The organism is Halorussus vallis (assembly GCF_024138165.1).
GTDB lineage: Archaea > Halobacteriota > Halobacteria > Halobacteriales > Haladaptataceae > Halorussus > Halorussus vallis.
This window is the reverse complement of the sequence record NZ_CP100000.1, coordinates 3,322,773-3,348,713: the sequence shown is the minus strand read 5'-3', so window position 1 is coordinate 3,348,713 and position 25,941 is coordinate 3,322,773. Positions and strand designations below refer to the sequence as shown.

Below are 25,941 nucleotides of genomic sequence, written 5' to 3'. Positions count from 1 at the left end.
CCCGACGGTAAAGCCATTGGACGGGTTCGGGGGCGCTGTCGGCCAATTCAACGGGGTCGGAGCCAGAGAAAATCCCGGCGGCACCGACGACCCGTCGTCGGTGCCGCCGGTCTGCCATCGGTTCGGCCTCGCCCGCGGTCAGCCGCGCCACTCGACGACGGTGGCGGCCCAGGTGTAGCCGGTGCCGGCGGCCAGGAACAGCACGACGTCGCCCGGTTCGACCAGGCCGCGCGAGAGGCCTTCGTCGAGCGCGAGGAGTTGGTCGACGCTCTGGACGTGACCGTACTCGTCCAGATAGTAGTTCCGGGCGTCGAGGCGGTCGGTCAGGTACTCGTGGAACGACCGCTTCATGTGGGTGAGCGCGACGAAATCGAGGTCCAAGCGGTCGTAGCCCGACCGCGTCAACGCCTCGTCCGCGACTTTCTCGAAGTTCGTCAGGCTCACCTCCGCGAGGCGCTCTTTCATCCCCTCGGGGTCGGGCACGTCCAGCGAGTGGAGTTCTGCGTCGACCGTGGCGTGACTCGGTGGGTTTCTGGACCCGCCTGCGGGCATCACCACGTCCTCGGAGAAGCTTCCGTCGGTGACGGCGGCGCTCTCGCCGACGGTCGCGCGTGCGCGACCGTCCGCGGGGTCGATTTCGAGGACGGCGGCGCCAGCGCCGCTGCCGAAGTTGAACATGAACGACGAGTCTTCGTTCTCGTAGTTCACGAGGTCTTCCTCGCGACTCGCCGCGACGAGCATGATTTTCTCCGGGCTGTCGGCGAGCAGTTGGGATTTGGCCTGGCGGAGCGCGAGCGGCGCACCGGCGCACAGCGCGTAGCTCTCGGCGGCGAACGCCTCGTCGGCGCCGATGCGCTCGGCGACGTTGGCGGCGGCGCTCCACACCACGAAGTCCTTGAACTCCGAGCCATGATACAGCACCATATCGAGGTCCTCGGCCGAGAGGTCGGCGTCGGCGAGCGCGCGTTCGGCGGCCTTCACGCACATGTCGGTGACGTGGTCGGCGTCCGGCGGACACACGCGCTTTTCTTCGACGCCCATCTTCTCGACCACTACCTCCTCGGGAATGCCGCTCCGTGCCGCGATTTCTGCGCCCGTGACGACTTCCTCGGGAACGTAGATTCCGTACCCCGTGAGCGCGATTTCGGGGTCGGCGTTCTCCCTGTTCACTTCTCGTCACTCCGCAGTCGCTCGGCGATTTCCTTCCCGACCGGGCCGCCGAGGCGGTCCCGGACGGTCCCGAGCAGGCCGTTCGGCACGAAGAGGACGAACAGCACGAACACCACGCCGACGTAGAGGGCGGCGTGACCGTTCAGGAAGGTGTCGATGCCCTGCTGGACGGTCAGGCCGTTGTAGACCTCCGTCGAGAGGGTGCCTTCGCCGAGGTGGCTCCGCAGGTAGGGGAGCAGGCCGCCGCCCTCGCCGGTCTTCGAGAGGAACTCGGTGACCGTCTCGTCGAAGAGGTAGCCGTACAGCGGCCCGGCGAGCGTGCCGAAGCCGCCGATGATGGCCGCCAGCAGGGCGTCGCCGGTCACGAGGAAGTAGAACGAGTTCTCGGGCGACACCGACCGCTGGAAGCCGGCGAGCAGGCCGCCGGCGACCGCGGCGAAGAACGCGCTCACCGCGAACGCGCCCAGTTTGTACCAGAAGGTGTCGTAGCCGATGGCCGCGGCGCGCTCCTCGTTCTCGCGGATGGCGACCATCACCTTCCCGAACGGGGAGTGGATGATGCGCTGCATCGCGAAGTAACAGACCAGCGCGACCAGTCCGACCATGTAGTAGGACACTTCGGTCGCGCTGAAGTTGAGCAGGCCGAACAGCCCCTCTATCTCGTCGCCCGAGAGCTGTCCGATGGCGAGGTTCAGCGAGTCAACGCCGGGCACGCCGACGCTGAACGGTTCGGTGCGTTCGAGCACCGCGGGGCCGTCCCGCGGGTTGCTCGCGGCGTAGTCCCACCCGCGGACGAACACGTACAGCACCTGCGAGAAGCCCAGCGTGATCATCGCGAAGTAGACGCCGGTCAGCCGGAACGACACCGCGCCGATGAGCAGCGAGAGCGTCACAGCGGCCAGGCCGGCCAGCACCAGCAGGACGACGAACGGCGTGTCGACGGCGACGAACGGAATCTTCCCGTTCGACGCGAGCACGACGAAGTACGCGCCCGTGCCGTAGAACGCCGCGTGGCCGAAGCTCAGGTAGCCCGTGTAGCCGCTGATGAAGTCGAACGACATGGCGAACAGCGCGAAGTAGAAGACGGTTATCATCGTCTCCACGTCGGGCAGCACCGTCGTCATCTCCGCGCCCAGCGGCGAGGTCACCAGCACCGAGTAGATGCCGGGGTACGCCGCGAGGAACGCGACGACCGCGAGGTGCGCGAGGTGTTCGCGCGCGTAGCGGACCGGCCACGACGTCGCCGACTCAGTCCGGGAGTCGTCGGGCGCGGTTTCCGCCGCCGCGTCGGTCGGAGCGTCCACGTCGTCGACCGGGTCGGCGTCGCCCGTCACCGCGCCCGCGTCCGAATCGGGGTCGGAGGCGTCCGACGGGGCCGCGGGGTTCTCGGGGCTAATGGCCGCCCACCTCCTCGACGCCGAACAGGCCCTGGGGCCGCAGTATCAGCATCACCACGAGGATGAGGAAGATGGTCATCTCCGGCAGACCGGCGAACTCGATCTCGTTGACGAACCACCAGGTCATCACCGCGTCGACCATCCCGACAAGCAGCGCCGCGACCACGGTTCCCCGGAACGTGCCGAGGCCGCCGACGATGACGACCACGAACGCCGGGAGCAGGGTGTCGGCGCCCAGCGGGACGCTGGCGGCCCACGCCGGGTCCCACATCAGCAGCATGCCGGCCGCGCCCGCGACGCCCGCGCCGAGCGCGAAGACGACGGTGAACACCCGCCGCACGTCGATGCCGAGCGCCTCGGTCATCTCGGCGTCCTCGCTCCCGGCCCGGATTATCAGGCCGTACCGCGTCCGGGTGAGGAACGCCCACAGCGCCGCGACGGTGAGCGCGCCGAGCGCGATTTCGAAGAGGTCGAGGCCCGCCACCGACAGCCCCCCGATCTCGACCGATTGGGAGAGGAACGCCGGCTTGGTGCCGAGCGCGGCCTGCCAGTCGCTGGTCGGCTGAAGTCCGTAGAACAACACGACGATGCGGACCAGTTCGTCGAGTATCAGCGTCAACCCGAAGGTCAGCAGTATCTGGTAAATCGGCGGGCGGTCGTACAGCCGTCGTATCAGGCCGACCTCCATCGCCCCGCCGAGGCCGGCGAGGACGGCGAACGTCGCCGCCAGCGCGACGAAGAACAGCAGGAGTCGCGTCACCGGACCCGACCCGCCGCCGACCGCCGTCACCATCAGCAGGCCGCCCAGATACGCGCCGATCATCGTCAGCGAGCCGTGGGCGAAGTTGAGCACGCCCATCAGCCCGAAGATGAGCGTCAGTCCGCCGGCGATCATCACGTAGATGGCGGCCTTCGAGAGGCCGTCGACGAACACCGACGCGAGGTTGCCGGGTCGCAGGAACTGGCCGAGCGCGTCGACGAAGCCGGCGAGCACGACCGGATTCGCGGGTGCGAACGCGAGCGAGTTCGCGCCGGCGCTCGCACCGGCGAGTGCGATTCCGCTCATGCGCTCAGATACCTCCTGAGTCGCTCGTCGTCGGCCGACGCGCTCGCGGCGTCGCCCTCCTCGACCACGCGCCCGTTGTCGATGACGTAGAAGCGGTCGGCCAGGTCGAGCGCCAGCGGGAGGTTCTGCTCGACGAGCAGGATGGTGGTGTCGGCGGCGGCGTCCGCCAGCGCCTCGGCGACGCGCTCGACGATGAGCGGCGCGAGGCCCTCACTGGGTTCGTCGACCAACAGCAGGTCGTTGTCGCCGACCAGCGCCCGCGAGATGGCGAGCATCTGCTGCTGGCCGCCCGAGAGGTTGCCGGCGTCCCGGTCACGGTGCTCGCGCAGGTCGGGGAACGTCTCGAAGGCGAGTTCGACGCCCTCGTCGACGTTCTCGCCGTCGGGCACCGCCACGCGGACGTTCTCCTCGACCGAGAGCTGGGTGAAGATGCGCCGGCCCTCCGGAATCCAGCCGACGCCCCGCGAGGCCACCTCGTGGGTGTCGTCGCCGGTCACGTCCTCGCCGCGGTAGCGCACCGCGCCCTCCCGCGGCGGGGTCAACTGGAGGATGGTCCTGAGCGTGGTTGTCTTGCCGACGCCGTTGCGCCCGACGAGCGCGACGACTTCGCCCTCCTCGACTTCGAGCGAGACGCCTTCGAGGATGTGGCTCTCGCCGTAGTAGGTGTGTGCGTCTTCGACTTCGAGTAAACTCACGAAATCACCTCTCTGATCGAAATGGATTCGGTCGTGTCACGGCCTGTGTTGGCCGAGTGACCGCTAGCTGGAGACTTTCCGGTCGCTCGCCGCAAAGCACCACGGCAACCGAGGCAGTGACCGCCTCGAAAGCCACCGCCCGCTCGCCGTGAACGACTGTATCCGATGCGACAAACGTCTCGAAAGCCCCCGCCCGCTCGCGGTCGCTCTGCAGGATATTCACGCCTCGCGGCTCCGCCGCTCGCCCGATAGGGGTCGCTGAGACGACCACGGCCTTCGGCCGCGAGCGGGCGGCCCCTTTCAGTCCCACCCGGCAGTTGTCCCTCCGAGCGCGTCCCGATTCGAACCCCGAAAGCTCGCGTCACGCCGCTCCCTCCTCGGGGTCCGACGCGGAGTCGGACGCCGCGTCCGACTCCGCGTCTCTGCTGAGACTACCGGCCTCGTAGCCGCCAAGGTACGCCTCCTGGACCTTCGGGTCGCCCCGGACCGCTTCCGGGGTTCCCTCGGCGATGACCGCGCCCTGGTTGAGCACGACCACGCGGTCGGAGACGTTCATCACGATGTCCATATTGTGCTCGACCAGCAGGACCGCGTGGTCGCTGGCCACGTCCTCGATGAGGTCGATGATGCGGTCGACGCTCTCGGAGGAAACGCCGGCGTTCGGTTCGTCGAGCAGGAGCACGTCGGGGTCGCCCGCGAGGGCGACCCCGACCTCCAACTGGCGCTTGGCGCCGTGGCTCAGGCTCTCTGTCGGGGTGTCGGCCTCCTCGGCGAGTCCGACCCGGTCGAGGATGCGGTAGGCCTCCTCGATGTGGTCCTCGAAGGCGCCGGCGTTGCGCCAGAACTTCGCGGCGTCGTCGCCGTGGGCCTGCGCCGCGACGCGGACGTTCTCCAGCACCGTGTTCGTCGGGAAGACGTTCGTGATCTGGTACGACCGGTGGACCCCGAGGCTCGCCGTCTCGTGTGGCTCCTCGTCCGTGATGTCGCGCCAGCCACCGTCGCCGTCCCCCGACCGCAGTTCGATGGTTCCGCGCGTCGGGGAGAGCGTCCCGGTCAGCAGGTTGAAGAACGTCGTCTTGCCCGCGCCGTTCGGCCCGATGAGCGAGCAGAGTTCGTTCGCTTCGAGCGCGAAGTCGACGTCGTCGACGGCGGTGAGGCCGCCGAACTCCTTCGTCAGTCCCGAAGTTCGTAACATGGCCTACAGCGAGCAGTTGACGCCGCTCTTCGGGATGGTCGCCTGGTCGGCCGGGATGGTCGAGAGCGGCTTGCTGGGCATGATGGCGGCCTTCCAGCTATCGGCCCACTGGTCGGTGGTCGGGACCGGGTTCGCGACGGTCATCGCCGACCGGGCCTGGTTGTTGTACTTCTGGAAGGTGTAGCCGTTCTTCCCCTTGGGCGTGTCCGCGACGGTCATCCCGCGGAGCGCCTCGGCGATGTCCGCGCCCTTCGTCGAACCGCTCTGCTGGACCGCCTGGACGATGGCCGAGGCGGCGGTGAACGTCCCGGACGTGAACAGATCGGGGACGGTGCCGTAGGTCTTGGTGTAGCTGTCGACGAACGCGCTGTTGATCTCGTTGTCGTACTGGTTCCAGTGGTAGCGCGTCGTGAACGGTCCGAGCTTCGAGTTCCGGAGCTTCTCCTTGGTCAGCGGCTTGCCGAGCGCCTTCTGGAGCGTCTGGCCCACGATGGCGTTGGTGATTCGGGTGGCGAAGCCGCCGAACACGCGGTAGTCGTAGTTCCCGTTGAGGTACGAGGTGAACAGTTTCGGGAGCGTCGCCACGGTGAACCCGCCGACGATGCCCTCCGCGCCCGCCTTCTGAGCGTTGTCGAGCAGGCCCTTCCACTCCGAGTAGCCCTGCGGGACGAACTTCTTGCCGACGATTTCGACGCCCTCGTCTTTGAGCACCTGCTCGTAGTTGTTGACGACCGCCTTGCCGAACGAGTAGTCGGCGCCGAACAGGTACACTTTGCTCACGTCGGACTCCCTAGCGACGTACTTGCCGCCCGACCGGGCGTCCATCGCGGTGTTCTCGCTCGCGCGGAACACGAGGTTGCCGCACGTCTCGGAACTCGACGTGATGTCGGCCGACGCCGCAGGTCCGACCATGATCGGGACCTGGGCCTGCTTGACGACCGTCTTGATGACGCGGTTGGCCGACCCCGAGGAGGTACAGCCGAACAGCAGGTCGACCTCCTCGTTCTGGACGAGGTCGGTCGCCAGCGACTGGGCCGTGTCGGCCTTGAACTTGGTGTCCCGGACGACGAGTTCGTACTCGACGTCGCCGACCGTCGCGGTGTGGGTGCCCGTGGTCGCCTTCTTGATGGGGTCGCCGCCGTTCTTGTACGCCAGCCCGGAGTAGAAGCCCCACAACGCCTGCTGGCCGTAGTACTTGAGGTCGCCGGAGGTCGGCTGGAGCACGCCGATCTTCACTTTGCCCGAGACGTTCGACTGCTTGCTCGTCTTCGCCGTCGTTTCCGTCATGCCTGAGTCGTCACCGGTCGTGCCGCCGTCGGTCGTCGTGTTCTGTCCGCTCTCGTCACTGCCCATACAACCGGCCAGACCGGCCGCACCGGTCGCGCCGAGCGCAGTGAGCCATCGCCGCCGTGAAACGCTGTCATCCACCATAACAGATTGGAACAGTGTCTCCTCTTCGGCAAATACTGGGGGGTTAACATGTGAACAGCCGCCGACCGCTCACGCGTTAACCCGGCGTTTTTCGGTGGTCCCCACCGTCCCCTCGCCCATGTCAGAGGAGATCGCCGCCCCGGAACTGACCGCGGACGACGTGCTCGTCGTCGACGACGACCGATTCGCGTTCGAGAACGTCTGTCTCGTCACGGGCGCCGCGTCCGGCATCGGGCGGGCCACCGCGCTGGCGGCCGCGATGAACGGCCTGACCGTCGTTAGCACCGACGTCGACGAGGAGGGACTCGCCGAAACCGCCGAGCGGGCCGACGAACTCGGCGTCGAGGGTCGCGTCGAAACCGTCGCCGGCGACCTGCGCGAGGACGTGCCCGAAATCGTCGAGGCGGCCGCCGAGTACGGCGACGTCGCCTACCTCGCCAACGTCGCGGGAATGCAGCACATCGACCCCATCGAGGAGTTCCCGATGGACGCCTACGACGCGATGCAGGACGTAATGGTCCGCGCACCGGTCGAACTCACCAAGCACTGCCTGCCGCTGATGCGCGAGGCGGGGTTCGGCTGTATCGGCAACATGGCGTCGGTCCACGGCCACTACGTCACCGCCGACAAGGTGGCCTACAACGTCGCGAAGTTCGGCCTCCGGGGGTTGACCCAGTCCATCGCCGCGGAGGGCGAGGGCGTCGTCCGGTCGTTCTCGGTCAGCACGGGCTACGTGAAGACGCCGCTAGTCACCGACCAGATTCCCGACACCGCAGAACAGCGCGGCATCTCGGTTCAGGAGGTCGTCGAGGACGTGATGCTCGGCCAGTCGCGCACCACCGAGATGATGACGCCCGCAGAGGTCGCGAACCTGTTCGTCTTCGGCTTCTCGAAGCACGCCAGCCACCTCAACGGCGGCGACCTGCGGTTCGACGACGGGATGACGCTGACCTACGAGTAGCGTCGGAGCGCGATTTCGGAGAGTTGCGCGCGACCGGTTTCGGTCCGGTCGCGCGCGGTGACACCAACCACCGGAGCGTGCTCGGCCGGTCAACCGGAAGGGTGGGACTGAAAGGGGCCGCTCGCTGGCGGGCCGCAGGCCCTTGGTCGCTTCCGACGGGCCACTATTCGGCGAGCGGCGAAGCCGCGAGCCGAATATCCCGCGGAACGACCGCCAGCGAGCGGGGGCTTTCGAGGTGGTCGCCGTAACGACTACCCCCTCAGTTCTCGAACACCAACCCGAACAAAATCACTCCTCGAGTTCCTCCAACGCGTCCACCACGCGCTGGATCATCTTCTGCTGGCCCCGCCGGAGGTTCTTCGACACCGCCGGCTTCGAGACGTCGAACTCGTCGGCGAGGTGGCCGAGCGTCGCCCCGCGGGGGTTCTCGAAGTAGCCGTCCGACACCGCGGTTTCGAGGGTCTCGCGCTCGACGTCCGAGAGGTCCCGACAGCCCTGGATGAGCGTCATCGCCGCCCCGGCGTTCTGGACGAACCCCTGCATCTCGGGGAGTTCGGTGTTCTTGCGGTCGAGCACGTCGAACTCGTTGTTACGTTCGAGTTCGGCCAGGGTGGTGTCCTCGCCCTCGACGGTGTCGAAGCCGACGTGCCAGACTTCGCTCCCCTCCTCGATGTAGAACGGGCCGGTGATGTAGCCGCCGTTGTCCCGAATCGCGCCCATCGCCTCGGTTTCGCCGATGACGGTCCGGATGTGCGCGACGTTGTCCCGGCGGGTCAGCAGAGCGTAGTCGCGCATATTGTCGTGGTCGCGCAAGGCGGCGAGGCCGGCGTCGAGCGAGTCGCGGTCCTCACCCTCCACGACCATTCGAGTCTCCAGTTGGTCGGCGACTCGGTCGAAGTCCCACTGGATGGCCGAGAAGCCGACCGCGTGGTCGTCGGTCGTGTCGATGAACGGGCAGTCGTACTGCTCCATGTCCATCGTGATGTCGATCATCGGTCTGACCTTGTTATCCTGTCTCGTACGACAGCGAGAGCAAAAGTGTTTCCCTCCGTACCGGTCAGATTTCGGCGAAACGAATATGCCGCGGTCGTTCCTCGAACCGAGTGACATGACAGACGACGGTTCGGTCGTCCCTCGCCTCGGCCTCGGTACCTGGCAGAACACCAATTCCGAGGAATGCGCCGAGAGCGTCGAAACCGCACTGGAGGCGGGCTACCGCCACGTCGACACCGCACGGTACTACGACAACGAGGCGGCGGTCGGCGCGGGCGTCGCCCGGGCCGACGTGCCCCGCGAGGACGTGTTCGTCGCCACGAAGCTCTGGCACGACGACCTCGCGGCCGAGGACGTGCCGGCGCGCGCCCGCGAGAGCCTCGACCGCCTCGGCCTCAAGTACGTCGACCTGTTGTACGTCCACTGGCCGACGGACACCTACAACCCCGAGGGCACGCTGGGCGCGTTCGCCGACCTGCGCGACGACGGGCTGGTTCGCCACGTCGGCGTGTCGAACTTCACGCCCGACCTGCTGGAGGAGGCCCGGGAGGTCTGCGACGCTCCGATTGTCGCCAACCAGGTCGAGTGCCACCCCCTGCTCCCGCAGACGGAACTCCGGGAGTACTGCGAGCGCCGCGGCATCGCCCTCGTCGCGTACTGTCCGCTGCTGCACGGCCGGATATTCGAGGTTCCGGAGGTGCAAACGGTCGCCGAGAAGCACGGCGTCAGCGAGGCGCGAGTCTGTCTCGCGTGGCTGTTCGAGAAGGGCGTCGCGGCCGTCCCGAAGGCGACCAGCGGGGAGCACATCCGGGACAACTTCGGCGCGCTCGACCTCGAACTCGACGACGAGGACCTCGCGACGATCGACGGTATCGACCGGCGCGAGCGACTCGGCGATCCCGAGTTCGCGCCGTGGAACTAGCGAGAATCTCGCTATGCCGAGTCGAGTCGTCGACTCGGCGCCGAAACGAGCGCGAATTTCCGACGCCGTAACCCCTATCGGCGCGCTCGCCCAACAGGAAGTACTATGGCTCAGTCCACGGAGACCACCGACGAGCCGACGCTGGACGGAACGGCGCGCCTCGGCCTCGGCACCTGGCAGAACACCGACCCCGAAGAGTGCGCCGAGAGCGTCGAAACTGCCCTGGAGATGGGCTACCGCCACGTCGACACCGCCCAGATATACGACAACGAGGAGTACGTCGGCGAGGGTCTCTCGCGGGCCGACGTCGGCCGCGAGGACTACTTCCTCGCCACCAAGGTCTGGAACGCGAACCTCTCGTACGACGACGTGATTCACTCGACGAAGGAGAGCCTCGACAAACTCGGGGTGGACCACCTCGACCTGCTGTACGTCCACTGGCCCGCCGACGAGTACGACCCCGAGGACACCCTCGCGGCGTTCGACCAACTCCGCGACGACGGGCTGATTCGCCACGTCGGCGTGAGCAACTTCCGACCGGAGGACGTCGACGCGGCGCTCGACGCGCTCGACGCGCCGCTGTTCGCCAACCAGGTCGAGATGCACCCGCTGTTGCCCCGGAACGACCTGCTGGCTCACTGCCGCGAGCGCGACGTGAACGTCGTCGCCTACTCGCCGCTGGCCCGCGGGAAGGTCTTCGACGTGCCCGAAATCGTCGAGGTCGCCGAGAAGCACGACGCCTCGCCCGCGCAGGTCAGCCTGGCGTGGCTCCTCCAGCGCGACGGCGTCGCCACCATCCCGAAGGCGACCGGCGAGGAGCACATCCGCGACAACTTCGGCGCGCTCGACCTCGAACTCGACGACGAGGACGTGGCGACGATAGACGGTATCGACGAGCGTTCCCGGCAGGTCGACCCGGGATTCGCGCCGTGGAACTGACCGTATTTTGTGTTCGTTCGCGGAACAAAACACTTTTTTGAGAGGTGTGCGACGTGTGGGGCGATGACCGAGTCCGCCGACGAATCCACCCTGCGCGCCCTCCACCGACTCGTCGAACACTACACGCCCGACGGCACGCTCGGGCGGACCTTGCTGGGCGGCACGGCCCTCGTCCTCGCGCCCATCTTGTTCTTCGGCGGCATCGAGATGCTGAGCCCCGCGGCCACGTTCACCGCCTTCGTGACGGGACTGTTCGGGACCGTCGTCGGCCCTCCGGCGTTCCTGCTCGGCGTCGTCACCCTCTGGCCGGTGTACCTCTCGCTCATCGGCAACGTCGAATCGCCGTCGGCGTACCCCGAGGGTGCGGCGACGCCGCGGGCGAACCGCCAGGACGCCGAAGACGTGCTGAAGCGCCGGTACGCCGCCGGCGAACTCACCCGCGACGAGTTCGAGCGCCGACTCGACGCCGTGATGGGGACCGGCGCGCGGCGGTCCGAACCGGCGGCGACCGAGAACCGGCGGTCGAGCACCGCCGACGAGATGGCGCGCTTCGAGCGTCCCCGGAACCGGTGAACGTCGCGTCGACGCGCTCCCGGGCCGTCGATTCTCGAAAACGACTCACGTCCTGATTTCGAAGCGCGCACCGCCCGACTCGCTCTCGCCGACTTCGACCGTCCAGCCGTGGGCTTCGGCGATGTCGGCGACGATGGCGAGGCCGAAGCCCGTCCCGTTCTTCGCGGTGGAGTAGCCGTGGTCGAAGATGCGTCCGCGTTCGCCTTCGGGCACGCCCGGCCCGTCGTCTTCGACGTAGAAGCCCTCTGGCGGCGACTCGGAGGAGTCGCCGCCAGGTGGCCCGGTGCGCCCGTTTCCGGACTCGCCGCCGCACCTACCTCCCGACGCGTCGCCGAGCGCCCCGACGGTGACGGTCGCGTCGGCGCCGCCGTGTTCGACCGCGTTCCGAAACAGGTTCTCCAGTAGCTGTCGTAACCGGCCGGCGGCGGCCGAGAGCGTGACCTCGTCCGCGACTCGGAGGCGCGCGTCGGCGGTGTCGGCGGTCGCCCACGCGTCGGCGGCCACGGCCGAGAGTTCCACCGCGGCAGCGTTCTCGACAGGTTCGCCGCCCTTCGTCAGCGCCAGCATATCGGCGACCAGCGCGTCCATCCGGTCGAGCGCCCGACCCAGCGGGTCGAGGTGCGGGCTCTCCGTCTCCTCGGCGAGCATCTCGAAGCGACCCTGGGCGACGTTCAGCGGGTTGCGCAGGTCGTGGGAGACCACGCTGGCGAACTCGTCGAGGCGTTCGTTCTGGCGCGCCAGCGTCCGCTCGCGCTCCTTCTGGGCGGTGATCTCGGTGTAGACGCTCACGTCCTCGGTCGTCGGCTCGTCCGGGTCGCTGCGGGCCGGTCCCGTGTGGAGCAGGAAGTCCCGGACCCCGTCGGTCGTCTCGCGCCTGACTTCCAGACCGTCGACGTACGTGCCGCGCTGGGCCTGCGCGTTCAGTTCGTCGGCCTCGCTCCGCCGGTCGGACGGGACGACGTACTCGTCCAGACTCTCGTCGACGATCTCGTCCGCACCCCAGCCGAACGTCTCCTCGAACGCCGGGTTGACCGCCTGGACGACGGGGCGGCCGTCCTCGTAGACGCACGTCACGACTGCGTTGGGGACGTTCTCGAACAGCGCGGCGAACCGGTCGCGCTCGGCGCGGACCTCCCGCTCGGACTCGATTCGCCGGAGCGCCTCGGTGAGGTGCGTGGCGAGCAACTCGGTCAGTTCGCGGTCGTCGTCGTCGAAACCGTCGAACTCCTTCGACACCGCCTGGAACACGCCGAACTCGCCGAGCGGCACGGTCATCGCCGACCGGTACTCGCTCTCCGCGGGCACCGCGTCGGCCTCGTGGAGGTCGCCGACCATGATCGTCTCGCCCTCGCGGTACGCCCGGGCCGCGAGGTTGCGCTCGGCGTCGACGTCGGTTTCGGCGTAGTAGCCGTCGGTGGAGACCACCTTCGAAACCGACCGCGAGACGAGGACGCCGTCGGCCTCGGCGTCGACCGTACAGAGGTCGAACTCGAGGATGTTCTCGGCCGCCTCGACCGCGAGGTCGTATATCTCGTCGGGCGTCGTCGACGAGACGGCGCGGGCGGCCACGTCGTACAGCGCCTCGATCTTGCGCCTGGTTTCCCGAAGTTCGGCACCCATCCGCCTGCGCTCGGTCACGTCCCGAAAGTACGCCGACAGGCCGTCCTCGGCGGGGTAGGCCCGCACCTCGAACCAGGTGTCCAGCGGCGCGTAGTACTCCTCGAAGGTGGTCGCCTCCTGGGTCTCCATCGCGCACTCGTACTCCGTCTGGAACGGCGTCCCGACCGCTTTGGGGAACGCCTCCCAGACGCGCTCACCGAGCAGTTCCGCCTCGGTCCGGTCGAGCAACTGCTCGGCGCGCTCGTTGACGTAGCGGAACCGCCAGTCGTCGTCGAGCGAGAAGAAGCCGTCGGTGATGCGTTCGAACGTGCGCCGAACCTGCCGGTCGGCCTCGGCGGCGCGACGCTCGGCGCGGTGCTGGGCGACCGCGTTCTCGATGCGGTTCGCGAGCACCTCGTACTGGTCGGTGCCGGTACCCTTCTGGAGGTAGTCGGTGACGCCGGCGGAGATAGCCTCGCTGGCGATCTCCTCGCTCCCTTTCCCCGTGAACAGCACGAACGGGAGGTCGGGTTCGACGTCCCGCACCGCGTCGAGAAACTCGAGGCCGTTCATCCGGGGCATGTCGTAGTCGCTCACCACGCAGTCGAACTCCTCGCGTTCGAGGCGGTCCAGCGCCGCCCCGGGGTCGGTTTCGACGGTCGGCGAGATGGAGTCGCCCACCCGCCGGAGGTAGGTCGCGGTCAACTCCGACACCGCGGCGTCGTCGTCGACCAGTAGCGCACGAATGCGGTCGGCCATTTGTCTCTCGGCGGATACATAAACCGGACTTATAAAGGTTCGCGTCGGCGGGCGGCCCCTCCTGGCATCGGTCCGACCAGGTCGCTTCGACCGACCGTTTCGAGGACCACCGCTCGGAACGGTCAGTTCCGGCGACGTGCAACCCAGAAACTTGATAGTATCCGCGTCGTACAAAACCGTAGATGCACGGCGGAACGAACACCGGATTCGTGGGGGCGGTCCGGTACGACCTGAAGCGACTGCACGAGAGTTGGATGGCGCTGTTCTTCCCGCGCCAACGCGGCGGCGACAGCGGCGTCCTCGGCAAGTGGGAGCCCTCCTCGACGTCGGGCCGGGTGGCCTATCGGCTGTGGAGCGTCGTCGGGACGCCCGTGGTGGGGGTGCTCTACCCGCTGGCGCTGTTCGGCTTCGCGACCCGGTACTACACGCGCAAGATAGACGGCACCGCGACCCGACTCGGCGTGGTCGGCGTCGTCCTGCTGTCGCTTCTGGCGTGGGGCGCGCTGACCGCGCTGGCGAAGCTCCGCTTCTCTGAGGCGGGCTTCCTGGCGGTGGCGGCCGCCGGCGGGGTCGCCACCGTCGCGGCCGCGCTGGCGTATCTCACCGGCACCTACGGCGGCCGGGCCAGCACGGTGCTGTTCGCCTACCCGTTCGCGATGACCGCCATCTTCCTCCCGCCGGTGGTGGCGGCGCTCTACTCGCCGTCGCTGTCGTCGGTCATCTTCCCCAAGAGCTACACGCTGGCGGTCTGGCTCCTCGAGAACCCCCTCAACGTCTGGGGCATCAACACCGTCCTCCGCGAGCGGTTCGCCCTCGAAGGGCTGGGCTACGTGGGGATGTGGTTCGCGCTGGCGGTGCCGGTGGGCTGGCTCCTCGGACTGGTGGTTTCGCTGGCGAACGTGATTCGGCCCAAGAAGTCGTAGACACCACCTGGAAGGTCCGTGACCGGGATTCTCGGATTCCGAGAACCGGACCAACGCTTTTGCACCTCTCGTCCGAACGCTCCGCACATGGAGTTTAACGTACCTGTGACCGCCGCGGCACTATTAGCGATCGTCGCCGTCGGTACGGCGGGCCTCATCGCCATGGGAGTAATGGCGACGAGTACGGTGCTGATGATGGTGGCTCCCTCGATGCTGGTGTTCGGCCTGATAGCGCTCTTCCTCGGCGTCAAACACGGCGAGTACCGCGCCACCCACCGCTGAGCGAGAATCGAAAGAAACGAGAAAACGTCGCTCGACCGACCTTCCGACTGCGGTGCGGTCGACCCGCATCTACTCTACCGCGAGCGAACGCAGTGAGCGAGCGGGCCAAGGAACCACCGACGGAGCAGGGAGACGGCGAAGCCGTCTCTCCTGCGACGGTAGGTGGTGACGCCGTGCTTTTCACCGACGTTTTGCCAGCGAGGAGGTTCGCCGAAGGCGAACCTCCGAGCGCAGCAAAAGGTCGTGTTACATGTAGCCGAGGTCGCGCAGGCGCTCCATCAGGTCCTCCTTGTCCTGGGCGCGGCCCGCGCGCTCGGTCGTGCTGTCGAGGTCCTGGAGCCACGCCGGCTCCTCGTCGGACTTCTCGGTGCTGACTTCGCTACCCAGCGAGCGGAATCCGGCGAAGTACTTCGGACTGACCGGGATGTCGTCCTGGGTGAGGTCGTTCGGCAGGTCGTCGTAGGACTGCGGGACGTGGCCGTCGTCGGGGTACTCCTCGACGGTGTCCGGCACGACGTAGTGCCAGAAGGTGTCCCAGACCGCGCGCTCGTCGAACTGGAGGATTGGCTGAATGCGGTCGTGGGGCGGGTAGATTTCGGGGTCGTGGCGCGGGCTGAAGAACGTCTCGTCGGCGCGGGCCTCCTGTTCGTCCCAGCGGACGCCGGAGATGACGCCGTCGATGTCGTACTCTTCGAGGGCGTTGTTGAGCGCGACCGTCTTCAGCAGGTGGTTGCCGACGTAGGTGTCCAGCAGGAACGGGAACTCGTCCTCCTCGTACTCGAGGATGTCGCGCACGTGGTGCTGGTTGTGCTCGTTGAGCGCGTCGATGGGGATGTCGTCGCCGGGTTCGAGGTCGTTGTCCTCGGCGTACTCGCCGACGTCCTCGTTGCGCGCGTAGATGACTTCGAGGTCCCACTCGTCGGCCCACTTGTCGACGAAGTCGTGGATGTCGTCGAAGTGCTGGTAGTGGTCGATGAAGACGGCGGGCGGCGTCTCGAGGTCGTACTTCTCGGCGACCTCCTTGATGAAGTAGAGCGTGAGCGTCGAGTCCTTGCCGCCGGTCCACATGACGGCGGGGTTCTCGTACTCTTCGAGGCCCTGGCGCGTGACATCGATGGCCTTCTCGATCTTGTGCTCCATCGAAGCGTAGTCTTCGGGCTCTTCGCCTTCGCCGTCACTGTAGTCGACGTCGACGTAGTTCGGGAAGTCTTCCGGCATCGTACGTAATTAGATATAATTACCACGGTAAAGTGCTTTTCGGCTGTTCGACGCGGCAGGGGATAAGAACTCCGCCGTACGCGCCGCTTACGGGCGTTTCAGGCAGTCTCTGTTGGGAGGCTCTGACGCACGGACCTTACAAGAATCTGGTGGCCGGCGTGCGAACGAATCTCGAAAGGGAGGGGCAAACGGAACGCCAGGCAAACCCAACCGCGAGCGTCCGAACGACGCGAGGGCGCGACGGCCGGTGGGGCTCGGGACGTTGTAACGATAGGCGAGACAAACGAGCTCGGGCGCGGGCGCGCAGTCTGCGCGCCAGCAGTAGAAGATGCGGCCGAGACGAGTCGCGAAGCGACTGATCTCGGCCGCGTGTCCTTTTTTGGTCCAGCTTTTTTCGAGCACCGTGGGAGCGAAGCTCCCACGAGCCGTGCGAGCGGCGAAGTTCTCGGGAACGAAGTGACCGAGGGCTCGTCGGACCGGAAGGTCCGACGGTGCCGCGAGTAGAGAGCGGTGGCCACGCGGCGCACCGCGCCGCGTGGCCACCCGACGAAGAAAAAAGGTGGTCTAGATGAACTCGTTGTCCCGCCAGTTGACGCCGCTAGAGGCGTTTTCGTTCTTGCTCGGACCCTCGACCACTTCGATGGTCGCGGGGCGGTCCTCGCCCTCGACGATGCGGGTCGCCTGGAGTTCGCCGTCGACCTCGGTGATGGCGGTCAGCGTCCCCTTCTCGGCGAGGCGCGCGAGGTCACAGAGCACCAGGAACATCGGATACTGAACGGCGGTGTTCTGGAGGACGGTTTCGCGGTCGCCCTTGAACGCGGCCATCTCGATCAGTTCGCCGAGCGGCTCTTCGTCCTCCTCCTCGTCGTCGTCGGCCCACCGCGGTCCGTTGCGCTTCTCCTGTTCCTCCTCGGTGAACACCCGCGTCTCCGAGATGCTGGCCTTCAACTGCGCGGTCGGCGTATACTTGCTGATGGTTTCGTCGTTAGCGACCGCGCTGATGATGAGCGTGTTCTTGCGGCGAGTGATGTCGACGCTGGCGATCTCCGGCGGAAGATCGGGGTCCTCTTCGAAGTAGTCGTAAACGGTTTCTAGCGGCAGTTCGAGCGTCGAGTGGAGTCGGTACACTTGCCCCGTCATTTGTAGCTGACCTGCAGGTTCCCGGCTGGCGGCACGATACACGGGTATGTAGGTCGTCCGAACATATATGACCTACTGTTTCGCTCAGTCGTCAGGAACGCGGAAACGAGTTTTCGGGTCATGTTTCGGTTGTGTTCCAGTACGAGGAGCAGACAAATAGACCCTCTCCTTTCGGTACGGCTTGCGAGGGTCCTACGACGACAGCGTCGCTTCGAGTTCGCCCCGTTCGTCGAGTTCGGCCAACACGTCGCTCCCGCCGACGAACTCGCCGTCGACGAACGTCTGGGGGATGGTTTCCCACCCGCTGTGGTCGTCGAGGGCCGCGCGGTACTCCGGCAACGCCGGGAGCACGTCGACGGTTTCGTAGTCGTCGCGGTACTTCGAGATCAGTTCGAGCGCGCGCTGGGAGTAGCCGCACTGGGGCATCAGTTCGTTGCCCTTCATGAACAGGACGACGTCGTTGTCGGCGATGGCCGATTCGACCGCCTCGCTGGCCTCCTCCTCGGTGAGTTCGCTCTCGGGTTGGAAAGTCATACTCACCGATAGGCGCCCGGCGCGCAAAGAAGTTGCGTTGGCGATTCGCGGGAGAGTGTGGTCGCGTGCGTGACGAGCCGTTCGTGAATGGCGAGGGAGGACAAAGTAACTGCGACAGCCTCGAAAATCCTCGACGCACTTCAGGAACGACCGTTACCGCGATGAACGATGTCTCGAAAGCCCCCCGGTGGTTTGGCCGGGGTAGCTCTCGTCGGCGGTTGATTGGTCGACTTTCGCCGGCGGACGGGTGGTCGGCTCTCGCGGTTCCCGGTTCGCCCCGTCGTTATTCGTCGTTGCCGACGCGCACGACGTTGATGAGCGAGTGGACCGGCACGTCGCTGACCTCCTCGACGCCCTGTTTGTCGACGAGGACGCAGCAGGCGACCGGCGTGCCGCCGGCCTCGCGGATGGCTTCGACGGTTTCGGTCATCGTGGTCCCGCTGGTGATGGTGTCGTCGACGACGTAGCACTCGCGGTCGCGAATCTGGGCGAAGTTGCGCGAGAAGGTGCCGCCGAGGTCCTCGATGTCGCCCTCCTCCCACTGGTGCTTGCTGGGGGCGTAGGTGCCCAGGTCGGTGTCGAGTTCGCGCGCGACGGTGGTCGCCAGCGGCGCGCCCGCCTTCTCGATGCCGATGGTGAGGTCTATCTCCTCGCCCTGCTTCGCGAGCAGGTCGGCCATCGCGGCCCCGGCGTGGTAGAGCCGGTTGCTGTCGCGGCCGAGCGCCGACCAGTCGACGTGGATATCGTGGGGGCCGCCGGCGTCCGTCCCGGTGGGGGCGGTCCGGGCCACGGGGTCGCCCGCGCCGCTGCGTTCGACCAGCCAACTCGCGGTTTCGCGCGAGACGTTGAGTTCGTCGGCGATTTCGCCCTTCGACAGCCCCTGCTCGGCCAACTCGGCCGCGCTCTCGATGAGGTCGTCTATGTTCTTCATATCTGGGAGAATTGTACCGCAGTCTTAATTGTCCTTTCGTCGTTCCGGAATGCTGCCTCGTAGTCGTCCAACCCGTGGACGCCCGTCACCAGATCTTCCAGAAGCCACTTGGGGAGGTCGCCGAGCGTCTCGACGGCGGCCGCGAAGTGGTGGCGGTTGGAGTTGACGCTCCCGACCAGCGCCTTGTTCTTCATCACGAACTCCTTGTGGAGTCGCCCGCCGTCTATCTCGAACTCCCACGGTTCGGGCACGCCGAGCAGCGCGCCGACGCCGTTGGGCGCGAGCGCGTCGATGGTTTCGAAGGCGTGCTTGGCGTAGCCGGTCGCCTCGTAGACGAAGTCCATCGGCTTGTGGACGTCGGGAATCCGGTCGACGGGCGTGACGCGCGAGTCGACGTAGATGCCGCCGAGTTCCTCGATGATGTCGATGGTCGGGTCGGGGCGGTCCCGGCGTCCGAGACAGTACGTGCGCTCGAATCCCCGCAGGTCGAGCATCGCGAGCGTGAGTAGGCCCAGGCTCCCGTTTCCGAGCACTAGCCCCGACTCGGGGTTCCAGTCGAACGCCGACCGGGAGGCGACGGCGTGCTCGATGGCCTTCTCGGAGATGCTGACCGGTTCGACCAGGAAGCCCCACTCGGCGAGTTCCTCGGGGACTGGGACCAGCGCCTCCTCGGGACTAGTGAAGTACTCGGCCATGAAGCCGTGGGCGCGGTCGATGCCCCGCTCGACGCAGGCCTCCGGCGGTGCCATGTCGGGTTCGCCGCGCTCGAAGTACTCGTTGGCGCCCGTCGCAGGCGGGCGGCGGACCGTGGGAGCGACCACGTCGCCGACCTCGAAGTCGGTGTCGTGGGGGTCCTCGACCACGCCGACCGCCTCGTGGCCCAGCACGAGGTGGTCCTCGCCGCCGGGGTAGCCGCCGTGGCTCCCGCCGATGACCTCGTGGTCGGTGCCGTCGACGCCCACCCGGAGCGTCCTGACCAGCGCTTCGCCGGGTTCGGGGTCGGGTCGGGGTAGTTCCTCGACCGCGGGCGAGGTTTCGCCGCGGCGGATGACGACTGCTTGCATACCCGGCGCTTGGACCCCGGAGGTCAAAAAGATTTATTCTATACTGAGTAAAGATTCGGACCGTCGACGAGAAGGTCGTCCGACGGTCGACGCTCGCCCGGTTACGGCCGACATCGTCGGCCGTAACCGGGCGAGCGCCGGATTCGGACTGCCATCACTCCCAGAGTTCGTAGAGGTCGTCGCGCACGCCGTCCCGGTAGAGTTCGCCGTCGAGTCGGACGCCGGGGCCGCCATCGTCTCCCGGTTCCCGCACCCTGCCGATTTCGGCGGCTTCGATGCCCTCGTCGTCGAGCGCGGCCAGCGCGTCGTCGCTGGCTGCCTCGGGGACCGCCGCCAGGAGCGCGCCCGACCCGAAGATGCGGAGCGGGTCGACGCCCATCGCCTCGCAGAGCGCCGCCGTCTCCTCGCGGACGGGGACGGCGCTCCGCTCGACCGCAATCTCGACCCCCGAGGCGGTCGCCATCTCCACCAGACCGTTGAGGACGCCGCCCTCCGTCGGGTCGTGCATCGCGGTCGCGCGCGGAGCGAGCACCGCCGACTCGGGCACGACGCTGATATCGCCGAAGAACGACTCGGCGCGCTCGAAGACGTCTGCGGGGAGGTCGATTTCGTCGCGGAAGTCGGTGGCCAGAATCGCGGTGCCCTCGACGGACGCGCCCTTGGTCAGCAGAATTCGGTCGCCGGGTTCGGCCCCGCCGGTCGGGACGTACTCGTCGGCGACCCCGAGCGCGGTCATCGACACCATCGGGCGCTCCAGCGCAGGGACGTACTCGGAGTGGCCGCCGACGATGGCCACGCCGAGACGCTCTGCCTCGGCGTCGATCTGGCTCGTCAGCACGTCCAGGGTGTCGGGGTCGTCGTCGGGGAGGAAGACGACGTTGGTCAGCCACCGCGGGTCGGCCCCGCAGGTCGCCACGTCGTTGCACGCGACGTTGACCGCGAGCGTTCCCAGACGCTCCTCCGCCAGCGAGAGCGGGTCGGAACTGGCAACCAGCAGGCGGTCGCCGAACCGAATCGCCGCGGCATCCTCGCCGTACTGCGGTCCCATCACCACGTCCTCGTCGCTCGCGCCCGTGCGCGAGAAGACGAAGTTCGCGAGGTCCTCGGGGTCGAGTTTTCCCAGCATGCCGGGACGTTCGCGCGGAGGGTACGTAATTTCGGCGACACGGCGTTCGGGCCGCCGGGGCGTCGGCCGACGCCCAGAGACGTTTCGGTGACGCCCGGTCCGCCAGTCGGCGTCGCTGGCGATAGACCGATATTCTGTCGGCGCGTAGACGACGCATGAACGCGCTGGAATCGCTGAAATCGAAGCTAGACTCGCAGTTGGACGTGTTCCGGCCGACCTGGCGGTGCCACGCCTGCGGGACGACCTACCGGTTCAACCGCCGGACGTGCAAGCGGTGTGACGGGACGGTCTTCGACAGAGTGCGGTAGGAGCCGCGGACTCTCGGTTCGCGTTCGACTCCGGTCTACGCCTCGATGATGCCGTCGTCGTCTTCCATCTCCGGCACTCGAAGTTCGCCGTCGAGCGCCGTCGCCGCCCGGCCCCCGATCCGGACCTCGTCCTCGATTCGAACCCGCACGTATCCGGGGCGGTCGACGAAGTGGCCCTGTTCGAAGGTCATCTCCTCGGGGAACTCCGAATCGAAGGCCTCGAACTCCCGGAGGTACGCCCCCGTCGCACCGCTCGCGGTTCCGGTCACGGGGTCCTCGGGGACGCCGGCCCCCGGCGCGAACATCCGGCCGTGGAGCGTCGAGTCGGGTTCGAGGGCGTCGAAGGTGAAGGCGTAGATTCCCGTCGCGTCGACGTCCTCGCTGACGGCCTCTATCGCGCCGAGGTCGGGGTCCATCGCACTCACGTGTTCGAGGAAGTTCACGGGCACCACGAGGAACGGCAGGCCGGTCGAGGCCACCGCCAGCGGGAGGTCGGCGCCCACGTCTTCGAGCGCGGCGTGGTCGATGCCGAGCGCGTCGGCCACTCGCTCGTAGTCGAGGTCGACCTCGCGAATCTCGGGGTCGTCCTGGGTCATCCAGACCGTGCCGTCGTCCTCGATTTCGATCTCGAGCACGCCGACGTTGGTTTCGAGGGTGTGGGTGCCGGGGTCGACGCGGCCGTCTTCGTGTAGATGGACGTGAGAAGCAATCGTCGCGTGGCCGCAGAGGTCGACCTCCGTGGTGGGCGTGAAGTACCGGACGCGTCGTTCGGCCGCGTCGCTCTCGCGGAAGAACGCGGTTTCGCTCACCGCGAGTTCGGCGGCGATGGCCTGCATCTCGGTTTCGGTGAGGTCGTCGGCGTCGGGGACGACCCCGGCGGCGTTCCCGGCGAGCGGTTCGGCGGCGAAGGCGTCGACTTGGAGGGCGCGGAGTGTTCGCATACGCGGTCGAACGGACGGAGGAGTATTATTGCTTGGTGAACTATCTCCGTCGATGAGCGTCGTCGCCGAGTTCACCATTTCCGCCGACGAATTCCTGCTGGGTCGGGTGCTCGCGCAGGGGCCGGACACGGTCGTCGAACTCGAGCGCGTGGTCCCGGCCTCCCGGCAGGTGATGCCGTACATCTGGGTCCGCGGGAACCGCTTCGAGGAGTTCGAGGCGGCCGTCCGGTCGAGTCCCTACGTGACCGAACTCACCGCGCTGGACCGACTCGACGACAGCGCGCTCTACCGGGTCGCGTGGGACGAGAACGTCGAGAGCCTCATCCACGGCATCGCCGAAACCGATGCGACCATCCTCGAAGCCTACGGCGACGACGAGTGGAAGTTCCGCATCCGCTTCGACGACCACTCGGGGCTCGCGGCGTTCCACAACTACTGCACCGACCACGACATCAGCTTCCACCTCGACCGGGTGTACACCCTCGCCGACGAGCAGGAGGGCGGCTACGTCTTCGACCTCACCGACCCCCAGCGCGTGGCGCTCACCCGCGCGGTCGAGGAAGGGTACTTCGAGGTCCCTCGCGGGGTCACGCTCGGCGACCTCGCCGACGAACTCGGCGTCTCCGAGCAGGCGATTTCGGAGCGGGTGCGCCGGGGCGCCGACAAGGTGCTGAAGAAGGTGTTGCTGACGCGCTCGGCGCGGGACCTCGGGCGCGAGTGAACGGGCGGAGCGGTCGAAACCCCGGTTCCGGCAGCCCCGTGACGGTTCGCTTTTCACGACCGACGGTGTAACGGTCGCCCAGTGAGAGAGCGCGTCTCGCAGAACGAAGTCGTCCGAAACTGGCTCGCCCGCGAACTACGCAAGCAGGAGGCCGAACACCGACTCACCGGCCGGGAGTCCGACTGGGAACTGATGGGGAAGTTGTTCGCGCTCCAGCCGTTCCAGGCGGCGTTCGTCTGGCGCTCGCCGGTGGCGTGGTACCGGACGACCCTCTCGGAGTCGGCGTTCCGCCGACTCCGGGTCATCGAAGGGCCGCCCCACGAGTCCTGGCGAGAACTCTCGCCCGACGGCACCATCCTCGGGGCGGCCCGGCGAATCCTCGACTCGGACCTCCGGGGCACCTTCGAGGACATCGACGTCGACCACGTGCGCCGGCTGGCGTCGGGCGACCCGCCGACCGAGCGACCCGTCCTCTTCCGCCGCGGGTCGGCGACGCCGTACGTCGCCGACGGCAACCACTACACCACCGCCCGGGCGGTTCGGCTGCTGCGCGACGGCGAGTACGTCCCCCAGGAGGCGTACCTGGGCGTGCGGCGCTACCCGAGCGTTCGGTGAACGTCCGCGACCCGACCCCGGCCGCAGCGCGGCCGGGGCCGGGTCGAGGGAGAACGCGGGAGAGCCCGGCGAACATCGTCACCCGGGGTCGCGCTCAGACGACGTAGCCGCCGGTGACGCTCACGTCGAACGTCTCGCCCGCCGAGTCGGGCGCTTCGACCCCGACCGACACCTGCCGGACGTACCGGCCGTCGCGCTCGTCGTCGGCGGTCAGGTCGAACTCCAGTCGAGTCCCTTCGACTTCGAGCCAGCAGGTTCCGGGCGCGGTGCCGGCCACCGTCGCCGTCGCCTCGACCGTCCCGCCGGGCCGGGGCGGCGCGGTGACCGTCAACGATTCGAGGACGAGTTCGGGCACCGACATCGAGAGGGTCACCGTCTCCTCGAACGTCCGGCGGTAGGTCGGCGGGTCCGCACCGTCACCCTCTCCGGGAGCGGAACCGCCGTTTCCACCTGTCCCGTCTCCGCCTCCCGAACCGCCCTCACCGTCGCCACCGCCGGTTCCACCACCGCCGCCCTCCTCGCTCGTCAGCAGTTCGACGCCCAACTCGCGTTCGACGTTCGCGACCTTGTTGAAGATGGTCTGGTTGGCCGAGCCCGCAAACAGCAGGCCGACGAGTTCGCCGTTCTCGTCCCGGAAGACCGGCGAACCGCTGTCGCCGCCCTTCGACATCGGGCCGGCGATGAGCTGGTCGCGCACGGTCAGTGTGCCGTGTTCCGGCCCGAAGTTCACCCGGACGCTCGCGCCGACCGCCTGGACCGAGGCCGAGGAGACGCCGGTGGTTCGGCCGGTTTTGGTCACCGTCTCGCCCCGCAGTTCGCGGTAGCCCTCGCGGCGAATCGCGGTCGGCCACTCGACGGGCAGTTCGTGGTATTCCGGCGACTCGCGTTCGGGGTCGGCCGACCGTGCGGCCACGTCGACGACCGCGCCCTCCTCGATGGGGACGTAGCCGCGGAGTTCGCCCACCTTATCGTCGGGCAGGCTCCCGCCGTCGCGGGGCGACGGTTGGACGATGGCGTCGCCGAACTCCGCGGCGTTGACCCGGGCGTAGACGTGGTTGTTCGACAGCCGGACCGTCTCGTCCGCGGCGACACCCTCAGCCCACGTCGCGCTCGGGGCGTCGGGGTCGGTGACGCGCGCGGGATACGGCCCGGCGGTCGCGGCGGTCGAGTCGGCGTTGATCTCACTGACGCCCGCGACCACCGGCCGATGGCGGTCCTTGCGGTCGTGCTGGGCGTCCGGAATCTCGACGACCCCCAGGGCGTCGAAGCCGTCGCGCTCCTCGCCGTAGCCCGCGTCGACGACCTCGACGTTCCGGTCGGGGACCTGCTTGGTCACGTCGTCGGCCTCGTCTAAGTCGTCCGGGTCGAGTTTCTGCGAGACGAACACCGTGACGGTGTCGGTCTCCTCGTCGTAATCGACGGCCAGTACGTTTCGACAGTCGAGCAAGTGTTCGAAGTCCTCGGAACTGGGCATGGCACACCACGGGGTTTCGACCCCGAGAGAGTAATTTTAGGTCGCCGCCGACAATAGTAGTACCGGCCCGATTCGGTGGTCGTATCTCCTCGGCGGTCGAAAAGTACCGCGGCGGAGCCGCGAACGCCGGGACAGCGCCCGCGAGCGCCGCCTGTAAACCGTTAAGTGTGCCGCGGTGCGACCCGCAAGGTGGTATGAGCGATCTCCCGGACGAGTTCAAGTGTACGATTACAAATTGGGAGTACATCTACGGTCTCTGCCGCGACGTGAGCGACCAGGTCAAGCGGGACTCCTTCGAACCGGACGTGGTGGTCGCGCTGGCCCGCGGCGGGTGGTTCGCGGGACGCTGTATCTGTGACTTCCTCGGCCTCGACGACCTGACCAGTCTGAAGATGGAACACTACGTCGGCACCGCCCAGAAGTCCGGCGACCCGGAGGTCCGCTACCCGATGCCGGAGGGGAGCGTCGAGGGCAAGGACGTACTCATCATCGACGACATCGCCGACACCGGCGGGTCCATCGAGCGCGCCTACGAGTACGTCACCGACCGCGACGCCGGCGAGGTCCGGACCGCCACGCTCCAGTTGCTCCAGACCAGCGAGTTCGACCCCGACTACGTCGGCGAGCAACTCGAGGAGTGGGCCTGGATCGTCTACCCGTGGAACTTCATTGAGGACATGATAGACATCACCGCGGGCGTGATGGACAAGGCCGACGGTGAGACGTTCACGACCGAGGAACTCCGCCGCCTGCTGAGCGAGTTCCACGACGTCGAGCGCATCGAGATGGAGATCGCCCAACCCGACCGGATGGACGAGGTGCTCTCGGAGATGGAGCGCCGCGACGCGATCGAATCCGACGGCGAGGAGTGGCGATTGATCGAGAACGTGGGCGGCGTGTAGGAGTTACGCTGTGGCGACTCCCTGCCGGAGCGCCCCGGCGAGTTTCGCCGGGCACCGCGCGA

The 25,941-nt window shown here is 67.5% G+C and carries 26 protein-coding genes; 10 read left to right on the top strand and 16 right to left on the bottom strand.

Annotation, left to right across the window (positions count from 1 at the left end; all coding sequences use genetic code 11):
• Positions 1-138: 138 nt before the first annotated feature.
• The 6 genes from NGM07_RS16945 to NGM07_RS16920 form a co-directional block, all read right to left on the bottom strand.
• On the bottom strand, positions 139-1,170 hold the full coding sequence (locus tag NGM07_RS16945) for a 3-oxoacyl-ACP synthase (protein WP_253513673.1): 1,032 nt from the start codon (positions 1,168-1,170) through the stop codon (positions 139-141).
• Complete coding sequence (locus tag NGM07_RS16940) at positions 1,167-2,333, bottom strand: branched-chain amino acid ABC transporter permease (protein WP_253520238.1); 1,167 nt, start codon at positions 2,331-2,333, stop codon at positions 1,167-1,169. The genes NGM07_RS16945 and NGM07_RS16940 overlap by 4 nt, the downstream gene beginning before the upstream one ends.
• Before the next feature lie 229 nt (positions 2,334-2,562).
• Positions 2,563-3,633, bottom strand: a complete 1,071-nt coding sequence (locus NGM07_RS16935) for a branched-chain amino acid ABC transporter permease (protein ID WP_253513671.1) — start codon at positions 3,631-3,633, stop codon at positions 2,563-2,565.
• On the bottom strand, positions 3,630-4,328 hold the full coding sequence (locus NGM07_RS16930; RefSeq protein WP_253513669.1) for an ABC transporter ATP-binding protein: 699 nt from the start codon (positions 4,326-4,328) through the stop codon (positions 3,630-3,632). Before NGM07_RS16930 ends, NGM07_RS16935 begins: the two co-directional genes overlap by 4 nt.
• 361 nt (positions 4,329-4,689) lie before the next feature.
• Complete coding sequence (locus NGM07_RS16925; RefSeq protein WP_253513667.1) at positions 4,690-5,523, bottom strand: ABC transporter ATP-binding protein; 834 nt, start codon at positions 5,521-5,523, stop codon at positions 4,690-4,692.
• A gap of 3 nt (positions 5,524-5,526) precedes the next feature.
• Entirely contained in the window at positions 5,527-6,951 is a 1,425-nt protein-coding gene (locus NGM07_RS16920) for an ABC transporter substrate-binding protein (protein WP_253520236.1), read from the bottom strand.
• Between the two features lie 121 nt (positions 6,952-7,072).
• Between NGM07_RS16920 and NGM07_RS16915 the strand changes: the two genes are divergently transcribed.
• Positions 7,073-7,915, top strand: coding sequence for an SDR family oxidoreductase (locus NGM07_RS16915; RefSeq protein WP_253513665.1), 843 nt, complete (start codon positions 7,073-7,075; stop codon positions 7,913-7,915).
• A 288-nt stretch (positions 7,916-8,203) separates the two neighbouring features.
• Here NGM07_RS16915 and NGM07_RS16910 read toward each other — a convergent pair whose 3' ends face one another.
• A complete protein-coding gene (locus NGM07_RS16910) occupies positions 8,204-8,908 on the bottom strand; it encodes a helix-turn-helix domain-containing protein (protein WP_253513664.1) in 705 nt (234 codons plus the stop codon).
• 115 nt (positions 8,909-9,023) lie between these two features.
• Here NGM07_RS16910 and NGM07_RS16905 point away from each other — a divergent pair, with 115 nt between their 5' ends.
• The 3 genes from NGM07_RS16905 (at position 9,024) to NGM07_RS16895 (ending at position 11,342) form a co-directional block, all read left to right on the top strand.
• Entirely contained in the window at positions 9,024-9,830 is an 807-nt protein-coding gene (locus NGM07_RS16905) for an aldo/keto reductase (RefSeq protein ID WP_253513662.1), read from the top strand.
• A gap of 105 nt (positions 9,831-9,935) precedes the next feature.
• Positions 9,936-10,769 carry an aldo/keto reductase gene (locus NGM07_RS16900; protein WP_253513660.1) on the top strand — a complete coding sequence of 278 codons (834 nt, stop codon included), beginning with the start codon at positions 9,936-9,938 and terminating at the stop codon, positions 10,767-10,769.
• A gap of 63 nt (positions 10,770-10,832) precedes the next feature.
• On the top strand, positions 10,833-11,342 hold the full coding sequence (locus NGM07_RS16895; protein ID WP_253513658.1) for an SHOCT domain-containing protein: 510 nt from the start codon (positions 10,833-10,835) through the stop codon (positions 11,340-11,342).
• 45 nt (positions 11,343-11,387) lie between these two features.
• On the opposite strand, the gene NGM07_RS16890 is transcribed toward NGM07_RS16895, so the two are convergent.
• Positions 11,388-13,700 (bottom strand): PAS domain-containing protein, encoded by a 2,313-nt coding sequence (locus NGM07_RS16890; RefSeq protein WP_253513656.1) that lies wholly within the window; start codon positions 13,698-13,700, stop codon positions 11,388-11,390.
• Positions 13,701-13,882: 182 nt separating this feature from the next.
• Between NGM07_RS16890 and NGM07_RS16885 the strand changes: the two genes are divergently transcribed.
• Entirely contained in the window at positions 13,883-14,623 is a 741-nt protein-coding gene (locus tag NGM07_RS16885; RefSeq protein WP_253513654.1) for a hypothetical protein, read from the top strand.
• An 87-nt stretch (positions 14,624-14,710) separates the two neighbouring features.
• Positions 14,711-14,905 (top strand): DUF7333 family protein, encoded by a 195-nt coding sequence (locus NGM07_RS16880; RefSeq protein ID WP_253513652.1) that lies wholly within the window; start codon positions 14,711-14,713, stop codon positions 14,903-14,905.
• 246 nt (positions 14,906-15,151) lie between these two features.
• Here NGM07_RS16880 and NGM07_RS16875 read toward each other — a convergent pair whose 3' ends face one another.
• The 6 genes from NGM07_RS16875 to NGM07_RS16850 all read right to left on the bottom strand — a co-directional run bounded on the left by NGM07_RS16875 (position 15,152) and on the right by NGM07_RS16850 (position 20,915).
• Positions 15,152-16,123 carry a phosphoadenosine phosphosulfate reductase family protein gene (locus NGM07_RS16875; RefSeq protein WP_253513650.1) on the bottom strand — a complete coding sequence of 324 codons (972 nt, stop codon included), beginning with the start codon at positions 16,121-16,123 and terminating at the stop codon, positions 15,152-15,154.
• Positions 16,124-16,687: 564 nt separating this feature from the next.
• On the bottom strand, positions 16,688-17,263 hold the full coding sequence (locus tag NGM07_RS16870) for a DUF7110 family protein (protein ID WP_253513648.1): 576 nt from the start codon (positions 17,261-17,263) through the stop codon (positions 16,688-16,690).
• A gap of 192 nt (positions 17,264-17,455) precedes the next feature.
• A complete protein-coding gene (locus NGM07_RS16865; protein ID WP_253513646.1) occupies positions 17,456-17,797 on the bottom strand; it encodes a glutaredoxin family protein in 342 nt (113 codons plus the stop codon).
• Positions 17,798-18,080: 283 nt separating this feature from the next.
• Positions 18,081-18,728, bottom strand: a complete 648-nt coding sequence (gene gfcR / locus NGM07_RS16860; protein ID WP_253513644.1) for a transcriptional regulator GfcR — start codon at positions 18,726-18,728, stop codon at positions 18,081-18,083.
• Positions 18,725-19,792 (bottom strand): glucose 1-dehydrogenase, encoded by a 1,068-nt coding sequence (locus NGM07_RS16855; RefSeq protein ID WP_253513642.1) that lies wholly within the window; start codon positions 19,790-19,792, stop codon positions 18,725-18,727. Before NGM07_RS16855 ends, gfcR begins: the two co-directional genes overlap by 4 nt.
• A gap of 154 nt (positions 19,793-19,946) precedes the next feature.
• Complete coding sequence (locus NGM07_RS16850; RefSeq protein WP_368410315.1) at positions 19,947-20,915, bottom strand: AIR synthase family protein; 969 nt, start codon at positions 20,913-20,915, stop codon at positions 19,947-19,949.
• Between the two features lie 158 nt (positions 20,916-21,073).
• Here NGM07_RS16850 and NGM07_RS16845 point away from each other — a divergent pair, with 158 nt between their 5' ends.
• Entirely contained in the window at positions 21,074-21,226 is a 153-nt protein-coding gene (locus NGM07_RS16845) for a hypothetical protein (protein ID WP_253513639.1), read from the top strand.
• Between the two features lie 35 nt (positions 21,227-21,261).
• On the opposite strand, the gene NGM07_RS16840 is transcribed toward NGM07_RS16845, so the two are convergent.
• Positions 21,262-22,167 (bottom strand): PhzF family phenazine biosynthesis protein, encoded by a 906-nt coding sequence (locus NGM07_RS16840; protein ID WP_253513637.1) that lies wholly within the window; start codon positions 22,165-22,167, stop codon positions 21,262-21,264.
• Between the two features lie 52 nt (positions 22,168-22,219).
• Between NGM07_RS16840 and NGM07_RS16835 the strand changes: the two genes are divergently transcribed.
• Positions 22,220-22,888 (top strand): helix-turn-helix domain-containing protein, encoded by a 669-nt coding sequence (locus NGM07_RS16835; protein ID WP_253513635.1) that lies wholly within the window; start codon positions 22,220-22,222, stop codon positions 22,886-22,888.
• An 81-nt stretch (positions 22,889-22,969) separates the two neighbouring features.
• Positions 22,970-23,503, top strand: coding sequence for a hypothetical protein (locus NGM07_RS16830; RefSeq protein ID WP_253513633.1), 534 nt, complete (start codon positions 22,970-22,972; stop codon positions 23,501-23,503).
• A 94-nt stretch (positions 23,504-23,597) separates the two neighbouring features.
• Here the strand turns inward: NGM07_RS16830 and NGM07_RS16825 are convergent, their stop codons facing one another.
• A complete protein-coding gene (locus NGM07_RS16825; RefSeq protein ID WP_253513631.1) occupies positions 23,598-24,977 on the bottom strand; it encodes a chymotrypsin family serine protease in 1,380 nt (459 codons plus the stop codon).
• Between the two features lie 194 nt (positions 24,978-25,171).
• Here NGM07_RS16825 and NGM07_RS16820 point away from each other — a divergent pair, with 194 nt between their 5' ends.
• Entirely contained in the window at positions 25,172-25,879 is a 708-nt protein-coding gene (locus tag NGM07_RS16820) for a phosphoribosyltransferase (RefSeq protein ID WP_253513629.1), read from the top strand.
• The last annotated feature ends 62 nt before the right edge of the window (positions 25,880-25,941 follow it).

Bases quoted from the DNA above. Each gene is read 5' to 3' on its own strand.
- NGM07_RS16935 (WP_253513671.1), bottom strand. From the start codon at position 3,633: ATGAGCGGAATCGCACTCGCCGGTGCGAGCGCCGGCGCGAACTCGCTC.
- NGM07_RS16925 (WP_253513667.1), bottom strand. From the start codon at position 5,523: ATGTTACGAACTTCGGGACTGACGAAGGAGTTCGGCGGCCTCACCGCC.
- NGM07_RS16915 (WP_253513665.1), top strand. From the start codon at position 7,073: ATGTCAGAGGAGATCGCCGCCCCGGAACTGACCGCGGACGACGTGCTC.
- NGM07_RS16910 (WP_253513664.1), bottom strand. From the start codon at position 8,908: ATGATCGACATCACGATGGACATGGAGCAGTACGACTGCCCGTTCATC.
- NGM07_RS16905 (WP_253513662.1), top strand. From the start codon at position 9,024: ATGACAGACGACGGTTCGGTCGTCCCTCGCCTCGGCCTCGGTACCTGG.
- NGM07_RS16900 (WP_253513660.1), top strand. From the start codon at position 9,936: ATGGCTCAGTCCACGGAGACCACCGACGAGCCGACGCTGGACGGAACG.
- NGM07_RS16895 (WP_253513658.1), top strand. From the start codon at position 10,833: ATGACCGAGTCCGCCGACGAATCCACCCTGCGCGCCCTCCACCGACTC.
- NGM07_RS16890 (WP_253513656.1), bottom strand. From the start codon at position 13,700: ATGGCCGACCGCATTCGTGCGCTACTGGTCGACGACGACGCCGCGGTG.
- NGM07_RS16885 (WP_253513654.1), top strand. From the start codon at position 13,883: ATGCACGGCGGAACGAACACCGGATTCGTGGGGGCGGTCCGGTACGAC.
- NGM07_RS16880 (WP_253513652.1), top strand. From the start codon at position 14,711: ATGGAGTTTAACGTACCTGTGACCGCCGCGGCACTATTAGCGATCGTC.
- NGM07_RS16875 (WP_253513650.1), bottom strand. From the start codon at position 16,123: ATGCCGGAAGACTTCCCGAACTACGTCGACGTCGACTACAGTGACGGC.
- NGM07_RS16870 (WP_253513648.1), bottom strand. From the start codon at position 17,263: ATGACGGGGCAAGTGTACCGACTCCACTCGACGCTCGAACTGCCGCTA.
- NGM07_RS16865 (WP_253513646.1), bottom strand. From the start codon at position 17,797: ATGACTTTCCAACCCGAGAGCGAACTCACCGAGGAGGAGGCCAGCGAG.
- gfcR (WP_253513644.1), bottom strand. From the start codon at position 18,728: ATGAAGAACATAGACGACCTCATCGAGAGCGCGGCCGAGTTGGCCGAG.
- NGM07_RS16855 (WP_253513642.1), bottom strand. From the start codon at position 19,792: ATGCAAGCAGTCGTCATCCGCCGCGGCGAAACCTCGCCCGCGGTCGAG.
- NGM07_RS16845 (WP_253513639.1), top strand. From the start codon at position 21,074: ATGAACGCGCTGGAATCGCTGAAATCGAAGCTAGACTCGCAGTTGGAC.
- NGM07_RS16840 (WP_253513637.1), bottom strand. From the start codon at position 22,167: ATGCGAACACTCCGCGCCCTCCAAGTCGACGCCTTCGCCGCCGAACCG.
- NGM07_RS16835 (WP_253513635.1), top strand. From the start codon at position 22,220: ATGAGCGTCGTCGCCGAGTTCACCATTTCCGCCGACGAATTCCTGCTG.
- NGM07_RS16825 (WP_253513631.1), bottom strand. From the start codon at position 24,977: ATGCCCAGTTCCGAGGACTTCGAACACTTGCTCGACTGTCGAAACGTA.
- NGM07_RS16820 (WP_253513629.1), top strand. From the start codon at position 25,172: ATGAGCGATCTCCCGGACGAGTTCAAGTGTACGATTACAAATTGGGAG.